The sequence below is a fragment of the Limnohabitans sp. genome (genome assembly GCF_040401495.1).
GTDB lineage: Bacteria > Pseudomonadota > Gammaproteobacteria > Burkholderiales > Burkholderiaceae_C > Limnohabitans.
In genome coordinates this window covers 1-14,188 of record NZ_JBBAOI010000031.1, presented here as the reverse complement: position 1 = coordinate 14,188, position 14,188 = coordinate 1, and the positions used below count along the sequence as shown (strand labels likewise).

Genomic DNA, 14,188 nt, shown 5'->3' with positions numbered 1-14,188 from the left:
GCAGCCAGGCCAACACCAATGGCGGTGGCGGTAAAAATGTCAAGGAGTTTTTGTTTCATGTTTTGCTTTCGGGGTTGTGCGGGGCCGTGGCCCCGGTTGGTTTACTTGCGCTCAACGGTGCCAATGAGGTTGCCATCCATGATCTGGAACAAGACGGCCTTGGCGACATTGAGAGTTTGGCGAGCGCGTTCGGTGTCGCCAACTGACATCAGTTCTTGTGCGTCTGACATCAGGCCGGCGACCACCATGTTGGCGCCGGTGAATTTGTAGGTGATGGAATCTTTGACTGACTCAATGTAAGAGTCAATATCTGCAAAGCCGTACATGGATTCGTTGCGGCTGGTTTGTGTTGCGTTTGTCATTTCATTTACTCCTGGTTGGCCGTGATTGGCGTGATGGTCAGAGAACCTATTTCCCTGCCCATGACCAGAATTCTAGCAAAAAACTAGACCAAACAAGCATATCGCTAGATTATTTTTAATCTTTAAACCCTGATAGGGTTACCACTTACCTTTAAGCGTTAGAGCGCGGTGCTAGACTCAGTGCCCTATGAACACACAAATCGCACCAGATGAGCGCCGAGCACTGGCAGAAAAAGTCGGCATGAACGAGCAGTACCTATACCAGTGCCTGAGTGGGCGTCGAGAGATGTCTGCCTGGGAGGCTGTGCGCATAGAGCAAGAGAGTGGGGGCAAGATCACTCGCAAGATGCTGTGCCAGGGCAGTTGGAAGTCAATATGGCCAGAGTTGGTGGAGGCACAAGCATGAGCAGTTTATCGAGCATTTTCCCCAATGGTTTTGCGGTGGCCACAGACTCGCAAGACTTGGTTAACCCTGTTGAAGGCTTTCGCCGGCACTGTGAAGTGTCCGGCCTGGTGATCAAGGAGCTGATCGCTGATGGTGAGATTCACCGGGTGCCTCATATATCGAGCAAGAAGGGTGCGGTGGACGGTTGGTACATCTTGCACACTGGGGGCAAGATTCCTGTGGGTGTATGTGGCTGCTGGAAAGAGCCAACATTTGAGGCCAAGTGGGTGGCAGAAACTGGACGGTCAATGACGTTTAGCGAGCGACTCGAGCATGACAAGTGGGTGGCAGAGTTCAAGGCCAAGCGCGAAGCTGAGAAGAGTGCCTCGCAGGCGGTGGCTGCAGAGAAGGCAGAAGAGGAGGTTGGGACGTACACAGATGCCAGTGCTGACCATCCATACCTGGTCAGAAAGCGTATACAGCCATACGGGATCAAGATTGACCGGGCTGGGCGCCTAGTGGTGCCGGTGATCAGCCAGGCCGGGGAGATATTGAGCTACCAGACTATTGATGCAGACGGGAACAAACGGTTCTTAAAGGGCGGCAAAATTGAGGGCGGGTTCTACGAGTTGCGGGGAAACCGAAAGGTGATCTTTGTTGGCGAAGGGTTTGCCACTTGCGCGAGCATCCATGAGGCGACGGGGTACACGGTGTTGGTGGCGTTTGATTGTGGGAACCTGGCCAAGGTGGCCAAGAGTGCTAAAGAGATGTTTCCTGGGGCCAGGATCGTGATTGGCGCTGACAATGACCAGTTCACAGAGGGCAACCCTGGGGTAACTAAGGCTCGAGCTGCAGCGTTGCTTGTCTTTGGCGAGATTGTTTATCCAAACTTTGCGGAGTCTGACTTGCCATCCAAACCAACAGACTTCAATGACCTGCACTGCCTACAGGGTTTGGAAGCAGTTAAAGACCAGATCGAGCGCGTGGCCGGACCAGTTAAGGATAAGCTGGCGTTTGAGTTCTCGAGAGCAGATAGTCTGCAGCTCACGCAAATCAAGTGGATTGTGGATGATTACATTGAGGGCGACAGCTTGGCCCAGGTGTTTGGTGACCCAGGCGGTGGCAAGAGCTTTGTGTCCATCGACATCGCCTGCTGTGTGGCCACTGGCGTGGCATGGCATGGGCACCAGGTACAGCAGGGTGCGGTGTTTTATATTGCTGGCGAGGGCCACAACGGACTGGCCAGGCGGTTCAAGGCGTGGGAGCTGGGCAACGGCATCAGCCTGGCCGGCGTGCCGTTGTACAAAAGCCACCGGGCGGCTCAGTTGTACGACAGCACCGAAGCGGCGATTGTGGCTGAGTCGGTCAAGCAGCTCAGTGCCGACGCCGGGTGCGTGCCTAGCATGATCATCATCGACACGGTGGCCAGGAACATGGGAGGCGACGAGAACAGCACCCAGGACATGAATGCCTTTATCCAGCACCTGGACACATACCTGCGCCAACCATGGAAGTGCTGCGTGCTAGTTGTCCACCACTCAGGCGCCATGGACAAGGAGCGCAGCCGGGGATCAACCGCCCTGCGCGGTGCCCTAGATGCCGAGTACAAGGTGGCGCTGGACTCAGGCTCCAAAACCATCCAGTTTGAGTCCAAGAAGATGAAGGATGCTGAAATGCCCGCGGCCAAGAATTTCCAGATCACCCAGATCGACCTGCCGATCCTGGACAAGCACAACCTAGCAGTCAAGGGAGCGTACCTGACCAGCGTTGACATCAGCGGCCTGGTCAGCCAGGTCCAAAAGAAGACGTACCTGTCACCAAACCAAAAGCGCGTCATGGAGTGCCTAGTCATGCTCGAGCTCAAACGAACGACCGATCAACAGACCAATGCAGTCAATTACGACGAATGGCGGGAGTCGGCCAAAGAGCACAACGTAAAGAACAATAGATTTTGGGAAGTAGTCAAAAGTATGATTGCCAAGGGCATGGTGGTTGAGGCTGATGGGGGGTATCGAAGTCATCCCAACCATCCGAAAGTATCCGAAACCATCCGAATCGGATGAATAAGGATGCATCCGAAACATCATCCGAATCATCCGAAGTCATCCGAAACCATCCGGGTTCCCACCCCGGCAATCATCCGAATCCTTCCTCCTGGGTATATATACCCAGGATGGTTCGGATGCCGGATGGGCCGGATGGACCAGGATGGCGGGAAATGGGGAATGGGGGAAATGGGGCATGGCAATGATTGAAGTTTGCCTGCCGCTGAAGATTGTGTCGGTTGCGAACTTAAGGTTGCATTGGGCAGTTAAGGCTAAGTTGGCGAAAAAGCACCGGCAAAGCGCGTTCAATGCACTGGCTGGTTTGGCTGCACCACCAACACCGCCTTGCACCATTGTGCTCACCAGGGTGGCGCCTAGGCCGTTGGATGGGGATAACCTGCAGTCAGCGTTTAAAGCAGTCAGGGATGGCGTTGCTGATTGGCTTGGTGTTGATGATGGCCATAAGCAGATCGACTGGCAGTATTTTCAGCGACCTGGTGGTGTTAAGGTCTACCAAGTTGAGATTGAGGTGATAGCATGACAACTGGCAAAGCAGTTGCCAACCTTTGGGGGAAAGCAGAAGTGCAAGTACCCTGTTTTTTTGAAGGTAAATAAAAGTGGATCAAAGTTCAATGCAAATGGTTGAAACCAAAAACAAAGGCGGTCGGCCTATGGTCTATCCACCAGATAGCTATGTCTGGCAACAGATCATTGATGACATCTCAGAAGGCAAGAGTTTGAGCAGCTCGCTTCGCGCCGAAGGAATGCCGTCGTATCGTGCGGTTCTATACAAAATCAAAAACAACCACGAATTTCGCGCAGCCTACGATCAAGCCATTGGCGACCGTGCCGATAAGTTGGCCGAGGAAATCATCGAGCTGGCCGATGCCCAGATGCCCGAAGGTTTGGAAGGCGCTATGGCCAGCGCCTGGGTTCAGCAAAAAAGAGTCCAGGTTGATGCTCGCAAATGGGTAGCTTCTAAGCTCAAGCCAAAGGTCTATGGCGACCGTCTTGATGTCAGCGTTACCGATACCAGGATCAGCGTGCTTGATGCCCTCAAAGAAGCTAAACAGCGCGTCATTACCGATCAGACCAACGTGGTTGATGTTGAGGTGAAGGATAAACTGGGGACAGATTAGGCGGGGTTATGCGCTTTTTGCATAGATTGTGCGCAACTACGCGCACGCACTCCATAAAAAAACAGAGTGAATGCTTACGTCTGTTTCTACTACGTACAACGTCCATTATGTTAAGTTATTTGAAGGTTGCGCACAAGTTATACAGACTGATGCGCGATCTGGGCGGTTATCCACAGTCTAAAATGAACAACTAGGGTCTGGCCCTGTGGATAAGTGCCGGCCAAGCGCCCATGGTCACCGCCCCGCCGCGGTGGGGGGCCGGGTAGGGCCGGCGGCGAAAGGTCACAGGAACGGTGCACTCACGAACATTTTTATTTTTATTTTTTAAAAAAATCAATTACCATTGCCCAATGCCAACGAATTATTAACGACCATGGCCACTAGCTTTAACTTCCTGGCGCCCCCGAACCAAAACGAGCTTGCAGCTGCGTTTGGATACTATCCTCAGATCAGGCGCAACAGGATGTACCAGGACCCGCAGGCAGCGCTCGAGATGCCGGTGCAAGCACTTAGAGGCAGGTTTGCGGCAACGGCGGGCGCTCCATCAGACATACTTAATACGGTGCGCAGCCCAATGCCTATGGAGATGTTTGGCCAGGTGGACTATGGACCGCAGACCCAGGTGCCATATGGCTCGCAACAGTTATTGCAGCAACTCCCCTTGGCGCCTCGAGGTCCGGCCCAGCAGGCGGCAGCCCAGCTTGGTGCTTTTGCGCCTATGACGCCGGCTGAAGCGTTGCAGGCAGCCAGGTTGGTTAGGCAGGCTGCGTTGGCTGGGGGTGCAACTGTTAAGCAGGCCGGACGTTTGGCGGGTGAGGAGTTAAATGCCGCGATGATGGGCGAAAGGCCGGGCACGTTACTTGGCGCGATAACGCCGCAGCCTATGTTTGCGGTCCCACCTGGTGGCCGTAGCGGGTTTGGTGCGTTTGACCCGCGGTATGACCCCAGGGTCCAAGAGCAATCCAGGCTGCAGGCAATGACCCGTGATATTCAGTTAAATCCAAATGTGGTAACTGCGCCAACGGTGTCATTGGATCAGTTTGCTGGCAGGCCGTTTATTACGAGCATGGCTGACCGCACCGCGGCTGGCGGTAATTTAACTGGCATTGACAACGTAAAATTTAACAGGCCGGTTGAGTTGTTGGGCGGGCAAGACTACATGTTTAACAATCCTGGCCAAGTTTGGGCATCTGCGCAGGGGCCGGTTAGAAAGATTATGGAAAACGCTGCGGAGATTAAGCAGGCAACGGGACAAAATCCAATTTATTTGCCTTGGCGCATGGCGCCAACTGGTGGGGACTTTGCGGCTATGACGGGCGAAACCATGTTGGCTTACGCTGACAGCGCGATGAATAAGGGCCAAAAAAGAAGTTTGGACAGATCGATTAAGAAGTTTATTCCTGAGTGGTCTGGTGTATCTGACCCGGCGAGTGTTCAACAGTTTAGGGATGCGCCGGACAAAACGCGCAAGGCCATTAAACAGATGATGGACGTAGATTTTAGAGATACTGGCGGTTTGAATATTGGCGGTGCCAGGTTGGCGGTTTCTGACCCTGCGCAGTTGGCTGCGCAAGAAGGCGGTGTGCAAAATATTGGCGAGATATTTGCTGGCACTCCTATGGTGATGCAATCTGGCCACCCGTCATATCCGCGGGGCGTGCCTGGTCAGGGGTTGGGCACTTTGGCTGAAAACCGCAATATTTTTGAATTGTTGCCAGAAGTGGCAAAAGCCAGGGGAATACCAGACCCAACAAACCCAAGGCAGACTGATTTAAGGGCTTTGCAGATGAAGCCTTATTCTGGTGTGATTACCAATGAGCTGCTCAAGCGTCTTGGCTACTAAACAAAAATTTTGGATCAAAAGTGCTGGCCAACTTTTCGCCATATCGATCAGTCAAGAATGCTTTGACCGACTCTTCGGTCACAGATTTGACGTTGGTGACGACGCAGCGCGTTTCATGCAGGCCAAGAGCCTCGAGCATTTTGGCTGGCATTTTGGTGTCGGTGTTGACAATAGGTGATAATTTCATGTTTCGATTCTATCATATAGCTAGATAAATGCAAACCACGATCTACAAACCCGAAGAAGAGCAGGAGCTGATGGCGACTCTGTGGAGCCCGGCAATTGCTGACGACCCAGAAGCGTTTGTTTTGTTTGCATTTCCTTGGGGTAAGGAGAACACGCCCCTGCAGCACTTTGCCGGCCCACGCAAGTGGCAGCGCGAAGTCTTGCGCGAGATCGCCCAGCACGTTAAGCGCCAAAAGGGGCTTATTAACTTTGAGACTTTGCGCCACGCCATATCGTCTGGCCGAGGCATTGGCAAGTCTGCATTGGTGTCCTGGCTGACTATTTGGATGTTGTCCACCAGGATTGGATCAACAACGATTATTTCGGCCAACAGCGAGGCCCAATTGCGAGCTGTGACCTGGGCCGAGATCACCAAGTGGTTGGCAATGACTATTAATAGTCACTGGTTTGAGGTGTCGGCCACCAAGGTTGCGCCGGCTGATTGGCTGACTGAGTTGGTGGAGAAGGACTTGCGCAAGGGCACCCGGTACTGGGCGGTTGAGGGCAGGCTTTGGTCAGCAGAGAATCCAGATTCTTATGCCGGGGTCCACAACCATGACGGGGTGTTAGTCATCTTTGATGAGGCGTCTGGTATTGATGATGCGATCTGGTCTGTGACCGCGGGCTTTTTCACAGAGAACACGCCAAACCGCCTTTGGTTGGCTTTTTCCAACCCCCGGCGAAATACTGGGTACTTTTACGAGTGTTTTAACAGCAAGCGGGACTTTTGGACCAGCAAGGTGGTGGACGCCAGGACGGTCGAGGGCACTGATAAGGCGGTGTACCAGAACATTATTGATGAGTATGGTCCAGACTCGAGCCAGGCGCACGTTGAGGTGTATGGCATGTTTCCCTCGGAGGGGGACGACCAGTTTATTTCGTCCAATATCGTGGATGATGCAATGAAACGCGCAAAGTACAAGGATCAGTCGGCCCCAATCATCATTGGAGTTGACCCTGCACGCTTTGGCGCGGATGCAACTGTCATCGCTGTGCGCCAAGGACGGGATATTGTCAAGATTATTCGCCACAGGGGCGACGACACCATGACGGTGGTGGGGTATGTGATCGAAGCAATTGAGGAATTCAAGCCGGCGCTGGTCGTGATTGACGAAGGTGGGCTGGGCGCGGGTATTGTCGATCGATTAAAAGAGCAACGGTACAAGGTCAAGGGCATAAACTTTGGAAATAAGTCCAAAAACCCGATCATGTACGGTAATATGCGCGCGCAGATGTGGGGAGATATGCGAGAATGGCTGAAATCTGCTAGTATTCCTAGCGACAGGTTCTTGAAGACGGACTTGATTTCGCCTATGATGAAGCCTGATTCACGGGGAACAATCTTCTTGGAAAGCAAAAAAGAAATGAAAGCTCGCGGTCTTGCCTCACCCGACGCTGCTGACGCTATCTGCGTCACATTTGCCTTTCCAGTGGCACATCGTGAATATGCTGAACCCAAGCGCACCGCCAGAAGCTACGGTAGCGCAGTGTCTACTGGATGGATGGGAGCATGAAGAAGGTTTCCTTGAGTGTCGGTCGCGGCGAGAAGTTGCCGGTGTCCAAGGGTGCAGGTCTGACTGAGAAGGGCCGCGCTAAGTACAACGCCGCCACTGGCTCCAATCTCAAGGCGCCAGCACCCAACCCTAAGACCAAAGCAGACCAAGGTCGCAAAGATTCATTTTGTGCAAGGATGGGTGCTGTAGCAGCAAACGCCAAAGACGGCGAACGTGCTAAAGCAGCTCTTAAACGATGGAAGTGTTGATATGGCCACCAAACCCGGCTTGTATGCCAATATTCACGCCAAACAGGCACGTATCGCCGCTGGCTCTAAAGAGAAAATGAGGAAACCGGGCTCACCCGGCGCGCCAACTGCCAAAGACTTCAAAGATTCAGCCAAAACTGCAAAGAAGAAGTAACATGCCACTCGTTAAATCAAAATCTCCCGAAGCATTCCGCAAGAATGTTGCGGCTGAAGTGAAATCTGGAAAACCAGTTAAACAAAGCGTCGCAATCGCGTATGCCGTCAAACGTGCGGCACCAAAAGGCAAGAAATAATGGCAGACTTCACAGGCATTGCGGCTGCTGGCGCAGTGGCCGAAGGCGGTAAACCTAAGAAGAGCGCGTCTGACATCCTGGCCACAGCCCGTGCCAGGCTGGATATGGCGGTGTCCGCGCTTGCCGAGAGCCGCGAAGACGAGATCGACGATCTGCGCTTTTACGCCGGCTCGCCCGACAACCACTGGCAGTGGCCCGCCGATGTGCTGGCCACCCGTGGTGCGGTGCAGGGGCAGACGATCAACGCCCGCCCGTGCCTGACAATCAACAAGCTGCCCCAGCATGTGCGCCAGGTCACCAACGACCAGCGCCAGAACCGGCCTGGGGCCAAGGTCATCCCGGTGGACGACAACGCCGACGTGGAAGTGGCCGACATCTTTAACGGCATGATTCGGCACATTGAGTACATCAGCGACGCTGACGTGGCCTACGACACTGCCTGCGAAAACCAAGTTTCTTACGGCGAAGGTTACCTTCGCCTGCTGACCGAGTATTGCGAAGACAACACGTTCGATCAAGACATTAAGATTGGCCGTGTGCGCAACTCCTTTTCGGTCTACATGGATCCAACCATCCAAGACCCGACCGGCGCGGATGCCAAATGGTGCTTTGTCACTGAAGATGTGACCAAGGCCGAGTTTGAGCGAATGTACCCAGACGCTTCGCCCATCACCACATTGCAGTCGCTGGGTGTGGGCGATCAGTCGATCAGCAACTGGCTCAATGAAGACACGATCCGCATTGCAGATTACTACTACATCGATTTTGACCGCACAACGCTGAACCTGTATCCCGGCAACGCCACGGCGTTTGAGGGTACGTTCGAGGACAAACAACTGCGGGCCGTCTACGGCAAACCCAAAAAGTCACGCGAATCTGACCGTCCAAAGGTCAAATACTGCAAGATTAACGGGTACGAAATCCTTGAAGAGCGCGAGTGGGCGGGCAAATACATTCCTGTCATCCGCATTGTGGGCAATGAATTTGAAGTTGACGGTCGCCTGTATGTGTCGGGCTTGGTGCGCAACGCCAAGGACGCCCAGCGCATGTACAACTACTGGGTCAGCCAAGAGGCAGAGATGCTTGCTTTGGCGCCCAAAGCCCCGTTTATTGGCTACGGCGGTCAGTTTGAAGGGTATGAGAACCAATGGAAGACCGCCAACACGCAGAACTGGCCGTATTTGGAGGTCAATCCAGACGTTACAGACGGCCAAGGCGGCATGTTGCCATTACCCGCCAGGGCACAGCCCCCAATGGCTTCCAGCGGCCTCCTGCAAGCCAAGGCAGGGGCGTCTGAAGACATCAAGAGCACCACAGGTCAGTACAACGCATCTTTGGGCATGGGCTCCAACGAGCGCAGCGGCAAAGCCATTCTCGCTCGCCAGCGCGAAGGCGATGTGGGCACATATCACTACGGCGACAACTTGGCTCGCGGCGTGCGCCATGTGGCCCGCCAGTTGGTGGACTTGATCCCCAAGATTTACGACACCCAGCGCATCGCTCGCATCATCGGTGAAGATGGCGAGACGAAAATGATCAAGATTAACCCAGAGCAACAGCAGCCGGTCAACAAGATCATGGATGAGCGCGGGATTGTGATCGAGAAAATCTACAACCCAGGAGTCGGCAAGTACGACGTGGTGGCAATCACTGGCCCAGGCTACGCGACCAAACGTCAAGAGGCATTGGAGGCAATGGCACAACTGTTGCAAGGAAACCCTCAACTGTGGGCTGTGGCCGGTGACCTGTTTGTCAAAAACATGGATTGGCCAGGCGCCCAAGAGATGTCTAAGCGCTTTGCCAAAACCATTGATCCCAAGTTCTTGTCAGACGGCGAGGACAACCCGGCGTTGCAGGCAGCCCAGCAGCAGATGCAAGCCATGGGCCAAGAGATGGAGCAGATGCACCAGATGATCCAGAATGTCGGCAAGTCCATTGAAGCGCAAGACATGGAACGCAAGGATTTTGAAGCCCAAGTCAAGGCATACGAGGCTGAAACCAAACGTTTGGCCCAGGTGCAGGCCAGCATGTCGCCAGAGCAAATTCAAGATATAGTCTTGGGCACGGTGCATGGCATGATCACATCAGGTGACTTGGTAAGCGAAATGCCTGGCCGGGAGCAGAATGAGATGATGCCCGAGAGTGCTGAATATGCGCCTCAACAGATGATGCCGCCCCCAGGCGGTATACCACAACAAGGGATGCCACAATGAAAGCGTGTGATTTTGTAGGGTTGCTGTTCTTGGCCCGAGACGTGGCGCACAGCGTTCACTTGAACACTCGCAGCTACAGCAAACATGTGGCGCTCAACATCTTCTACGACCGAATTATTGGCGCGGCGGATGATTTTGCTGAAGCCTATCAAGGCCGGCATGGTTTAATGGGGCCAATTACTTTGCATTCAGCAAAAAAGACGGCTAACATCATTGAGTTTTTGGAAGACTCGCTAAAAGAAATTGAAGATGCTCGGTATGAAGTGGTTGACAAAGCTGACATGTCGTTGCAGCAGCTCATTGACAACATCATTGAGATTTATCTTCGCACTCTGTACAAACTCCGCTTTTTGGCATAAGGAAACATCATGGAACTTTTAAACCCGTTAGCCGATACCAATTTTCCCGCCAAGTCTATTTCGTACACTGGCACTGCGGGTGTAACTGGTGTATGGCCTGCTGGCGCCCAAGGCGTAGTGGTTTGGTCTGACCAGGCTTGCTATGTGTTAGTTGGTGAAGGCGTCACTGCTACAACTTCTAGCACACCAATCCCCCCATTTACACCGATTCCATTTAAAGTGCCTGCTACGGTTAGCGGTGCATGGCGTGTGAGTGCAATTCAAGTGTCTACTGGCGGCACAATCTACTGCAAACCAATTAATATCCAATGAGTTTTTTTGGAATACCCATTCGCAACGGGGTCTCAATTGGCCTTGGAAGCATTGTTTCCTTTTTGTCGGGATATGCAGATGCGACTGTGCAGAGTAATCTTTTAACTGAAATTAGTGATAACCTCGTCCAAGAAGACGGCGGTTTGATTCTTATGGAGTGATATAAATGGCCGTCTTTCTCTCCCCTGTGGGCGGCGCTGCGGCCCAGTTCTTCACCAACAGCGGCGTAATCCTGTCTGGCGGCAAGCTGTATGCTTACGCAGCGGGAACAACTACGCCAAAACCAACGTACACATCTTCTAGCGGTAACACGGCCCATAACCATCCAATTATTTTAGACTCCGCAGGGCGCGTGCCTGGTGGAGAAATATGGTTGTTGGCGTCTCCATATAAATTTGCTTTGTACACGACTAACGATGTGCTTATTGCAACCTACGATAATATTTCTGGTGTTGGCGCGGCTGAATTCCAAGTTCAAAATTTTACTGGTACAGGATCACAAACTGTATTTACGTTGAGCAACCCATCATTGGGTGAAAATTTCACGTTTGTATATATCAATGGCGTGTACCAGCAGAAAAACACCTATACCGTGTCGAGCACAACGCTGACATTTTCAACCGCACCGCCTCTTACTTCATCCATTGAAGTCATGTTCAATTAAGGAACCATCATGGCCGACACCAAAATATCAGCATTACCTGCGTCCACCGTTCCACTTGCAGGCACCGAAGTTCTGCCAATTGTTCAAAGCAGCTCGACCAAACAAGTGTCGGTTGCTAATTTGACTGCGGGCCGCGCAATTAGCGCAACTCAAATGACTTTGACGACGGGTAATTTGATTGTTGCCAGTGGTCAAGGCATCGACTTTTCTGCCACATCGCATCCTGCTGGCATGACTAGCGAGTTGTTGGCTGACTATGAAGAGGGTACTTTTACAGCCCCTAGAACTGGGTTTACCGAAGTGCTTGGTGGTGGAACAATTACAAGCACGGGCACATATACAAAAATTGGCAGACTTGTCACAGTTAATATAACTCTTGCGTGTACTGGCGCAGCAACTATTGCTGGCACATCGGGCGCAGTTTCTTATTTTGATTTGCCGTTTACATCAGGCTATGACGCTGCTGGCGTTTGGGCTAACCGAACACTTATTAACGCAAATGGCGGGGTTCTTGTAAATTCAGTTCAAATGTATTTAACAACAGGGTTTACAGCGTCAGGAAACACCCGTATATTTTCTGCAACTTATTCTGTCTAAGGATTATCATGGCATTGACCAAAGCAACCTATTCCATGATCCAAGGGGCGGTTTTTAACGTCTTGGATTATGGTGCAACTGGTAATGGATCAACTGATGATCGTGCGGCTTGTCAGGCAGCTATTACTGCTGCTCTTGCTGCTGGTGGTGGTGCTGTATATTTCCCTGCGGGAACGTACATTTTAAATTCTGTTGCATCTTCCGACACAACACCAAACGGACTGTTGATTCCTGACACTAATGGTGTTTTTGACACCGATAAAGGAATTACGCTGTTTGGCGATGGTATTGATACCATTCTTAAAGCTGGCAACACTGCCATGTGCGTAGTTCGCAATTCGCGCAGATGCACAACGATCAGAGACTTAATGATTGATGGTGGCCCTAAAACCCAAGTGATTGGTCTTGGCTGCATTCCTGAGAGCACTACACAAACCACTGAATTAGTTGACCAGTCATTCATGACCGTAAGCAACATTCGTATTGAAAACTGTCGTAGGGGTATGCAGTTTCAACCAGGCCCTACGGTCAGTGGATCAGACAGTGGATGTTTTTATCACTCAATTTCAAATCTCACATCAAATTTAAATGATGAACACGTTTTGATGGTTAGCGATGTAACTGCTGCAAACAATCGCACGACACGCACGACTTTTTTTAAATGCACGTTTTTACGTGGCAACACAGGCATTAATTTGGTAGCAGCTACGGAAATTGATTTTGTATCATGTAATTGGGAATTAATTTCTCAAGGAACTACGCCGTTTGCAACACCAGTTGCTTTTTACTACAGTGACAGCAACCCTGCTGGCATCAGTTTGATTGGCGGTTACATCGAGGCTTGTACTCGTGGCGTAGTTGCAGCGACAACGGCTATTGCAACGCAAATGCTGTTGACCAACTTTAATCAATCAATGGCCTCAGATTCAACTGTTGCATTTATGAATAGGGTGCAACAACAAATATGGAATGTATCTAAACCAGATAAAACTAGTTTAGGTGCTATCTCAATTGATAATTCTAGTTTTGTTGCTTTAGTTGCCGACCCATTAGGGGTAAATTCAAAAGTTGCAGAATTGTGGGTTAACGGCGTAGCAAAACAACAATGGGTTGCTGGTGGTACAACAACTTTTTACCATACAACAAGCAATTTGCGAATTGATGCCAACGGCAATTTTTACCCCGTAACAGATAACGCCGTAACTTGCGGCGCGTCAGGTAGCCGATGGTCAGCGGTATGGTCAGCAAATGGAACAATTCAAACGTCTGACCCACGCACCAAAACTGACATTCAAGATTCGGCATTGGGTCTTGATTTCATCAACAAACTGCGTCCTGTTTCTTATAAGTTTAAAGTCGGCGGCAATCGTGTTGTTGAAGAACGTATTGTCAAAGAAGCTGAGTATGACACCGAGGGCAATTTGCTTCGCGCACAGGTCACTGAGAAAGTGGTCGAGCCTATTGCTGGCAAGCGCACCCATTACGGCCTGTTAACCACCAATGTCAAAGATGCTGCCGGTGATCGTGATTTTGGTGGCTACATCAAGACAGACATCGCTGACCCAGAGTCTGAGGAAGCCTTGCGGTATGACCAGTTTATTGCTCCGCTGATTAAAGCGGTACAGGAACTTTCTGCAAAAGTTGCAGCACTTGAAGCAAAATAACCGTACTGGTGCGGCCCACCAGACTTAATGCTACGGTGGATGCCGTGGCTGGAAACAAGGAAACATCATGGCACTTGAAAAACAAATTGTTGTTGACTTGATCGAAACCATTGAAAACGGTTGTGTTCAAGTTCGCACTTGCACCCGCATCATGGAAGACGGCAAACAAATTAGCGGCACATTCCATCGTCATGTTGTCGCCCCAGGCGATGATTACAGCACTCAGGATGCCAAGGTTCAAGCCATTTGCGCTGCGGTGCATACGGCTGACGTAATTGCCACTTACCAAGCGGCCCAAATTCCAGCATAATGCTGACAAAACCTT

The 14,188-nt window shown here is 51.6% G+C and carries 18 protein-coding genes; 16 read left to right on the top strand and 2 right to left on the bottom strand.

Annotated elements, in window-relative coordinates:
* Positions 1–101: 101 nt before the first annotated feature.
* The gene (locus tag AC9UEO_RS12815; protein WP_509534183.1) at positions 102–362 is read right to left on the bottom strand and encodes a hypothetical protein; all 261 of its coding nucleotides are present in this window, start codon (positions 360–362) and stop codon (positions 102–104) included.
* A gap of 187 nt (positions 363–549) precedes the next feature.
* Here AC9UEO_RS12815 and AC9UEO_RS12810 point away from each other — a divergent pair, with 187 nt between their 5' ends.
* The 5 genes from AC9UEO_RS12810 to AC9UEO_RS12790 all read left to right on the top strand — a co-directional run bounded on the left by AC9UEO_RS12810 (position 550) and on the right by AC9UEO_RS12790 (position 5,774).
* Positions 550–768 (top strand): transcriptional regulator, encoded by a 219-nt coding sequence (locus AC9UEO_RS12810; RefSeq protein ID WP_509534180.1) that lies wholly within the window; start codon positions 550–552, stop codon positions 766–768.
* Entirely contained in the window at positions 765–2,810 is a 2,046-nt protein-coding gene (locus AC9UEO_RS12805; protein WP_509534177.1) for an AAA family ATPase, read from the top strand. Before AC9UEO_RS12810 ends, AC9UEO_RS12805 begins: the two co-directional genes overlap by 4 nt.
* Before the next feature lie 178 nt (positions 2,811–2,988).
* Positions 2,989–3,333, top strand: a complete 345-nt coding sequence (locus AC9UEO_RS12800; protein WP_509534174.1) for a hypothetical protein — start codon at positions 2,989–2,991, stop codon at positions 3,331–3,333.
* Positions 3,334–3,424: 91 nt separating this feature from the next.
* On the top strand, positions 3,425–3,931 hold the full coding sequence (locus AC9UEO_RS12795) for a terminase small subunit-like protein (protein ID WP_509534171.1): 507 nt from the start codon (positions 3,425–3,427) through the stop codon (positions 3,929–3,931).
* A 373-nt stretch (positions 3,932–4,304) separates the two neighbouring features.
* On the top strand, positions 4,305–5,774 hold the full coding sequence (locus tag AC9UEO_RS12790; protein WP_509534169.1) for a hypothetical protein: 1,470 nt from the start codon (positions 4,305–4,307) through the stop codon (positions 5,772–5,774).
* Here AC9UEO_RS12790 and AC9UEO_RS12785 read toward each other — a convergent pair.
* A complete protein-coding gene (locus AC9UEO_RS12785; protein WP_509534166.1) occupies positions 5,755–5,961 on the bottom strand; it encodes a hypothetical protein in 207 nt (68 codons plus the stop codon). The two genes, AC9UEO_RS12790 and AC9UEO_RS12785, sit on opposite strands and share 20 nt — an antisense overlap.
* A gap of 28 nt (positions 5,962–5,989) precedes the next feature.
* Here AC9UEO_RS12785 and AC9UEO_RS12780 point away from each other — a divergent pair, with 28 nt between their 5' ends.
* From AC9UEO_RS12780 to AC9UEO_RS12730, 11 genes are all read left to right on the top strand, one after another.
* Positions 5,990–7,513, top strand: coding sequence for a hypothetical protein (locus AC9UEO_RS12780; protein ID WP_509534164.1), 1,524 nt, complete (start codon positions 5,990–5,992; stop codon positions 7,511–7,513).
* On the top strand, positions 7,510–7,761 hold the full coding sequence (locus AC9UEO_RS12775) for a DUF6321 domain-containing protein (protein ID WP_509534161.1): 252 nt from the start codon (positions 7,510–7,512) through the stop codon (positions 7,759–7,761). The genes AC9UEO_RS12780 and AC9UEO_RS12775 overlap by 4 nt, the downstream gene beginning before the upstream one ends.
* 1 nt (position 7,762) lies before the next feature.
* Positions 7,763–7,915: a hypothetical protein gene (locus AC9UEO_RS12770; protein ID WP_509534159.1), complete on the top strand. Its 153-nt coding sequence runs from the start codon at positions 7,763–7,765 to the stop codon at positions 7,913–7,915.
* A gap of 1 nt (position 7,916) precedes the next feature.
* On the top strand, positions 7,917–8,054 hold the full coding sequence (locus tag AC9UEO_RS12765; protein ID WP_509534157.1) for a hypothetical protein: 138 nt from the start codon (positions 7,917–7,919) through the stop codon (positions 8,052–8,054).
* The gene (locus tag AC9UEO_RS12760) at positions 8,054–10,267 is read left to right on the top strand and encodes a portal protein (protein WP_509534154.1); all 2,214 of its coding nucleotides are present in this window, start codon (positions 8,054–8,056) and stop codon (positions 10,265–10,267) included. Before AC9UEO_RS12765 ends, AC9UEO_RS12760 begins: the two co-directional genes overlap by 1 nt.
* Positions 10,268–10,326: 59 nt before the next feature.
* The gene (locus AC9UEO_RS12755; RefSeq protein WP_509534152.1) at positions 10,327–10,626 is read left to right on the top strand and encodes a DUF5856 family protein; all 300 of its coding nucleotides are present in this window, start codon (positions 10,327–10,329) and stop codon (positions 10,624–10,626) included.
* A gap of 9 nt (positions 10,627–10,635) precedes the next feature.
* On the top strand, positions 10,636–10,938 hold the full coding sequence (locus tag AC9UEO_RS12750; protein WP_509534149.1) for a hypothetical protein: 303 nt from the start codon (positions 10,636–10,638) through the stop codon (positions 10,936–10,938).
* Between the two features lie 166 nt (positions 10,939–11,104).
* On the top strand, positions 11,105–11,602 hold the full coding sequence (locus AC9UEO_RS12745; RefSeq protein ID WP_509534146.1) for a DUF4183 domain-containing protein: 498 nt from the start codon (positions 11,105–11,107) through the stop codon (positions 11,600–11,602).
* 9 nt (positions 11,603–11,611) lie between these two features.
* On the top strand, positions 11,612–12,199 hold the full coding sequence (locus AC9UEO_RS12740) for a hypothetical protein (RefSeq protein ID WP_509534143.1): 588 nt from the start codon (positions 11,612–11,614) through the stop codon (positions 12,197–12,199).
* Between the two features lie 8 nt (positions 12,200–12,207).
* Positions 12,208–13,863, top strand: coding sequence for a tail fiber domain-containing protein (locus AC9UEO_RS12735; RefSeq protein WP_509534140.1), 1,656 nt, complete (start codon positions 12,208–12,210; stop codon positions 13,861–13,863).
* Positions 13,864–13,930: 67 nt separating this feature from the next.
* The gene (locus AC9UEO_RS12730) at positions 13,931–14,173 is read left to right on the top strand and encodes a hypothetical protein (RefSeq protein WP_509534137.1); all 243 of its coding nucleotides are present in this window, start codon (positions 13,931–13,933) and stop codon (positions 14,171–14,173) included.
* Positions 14,174–14,188 lie beyond the last annotated feature (15 nt).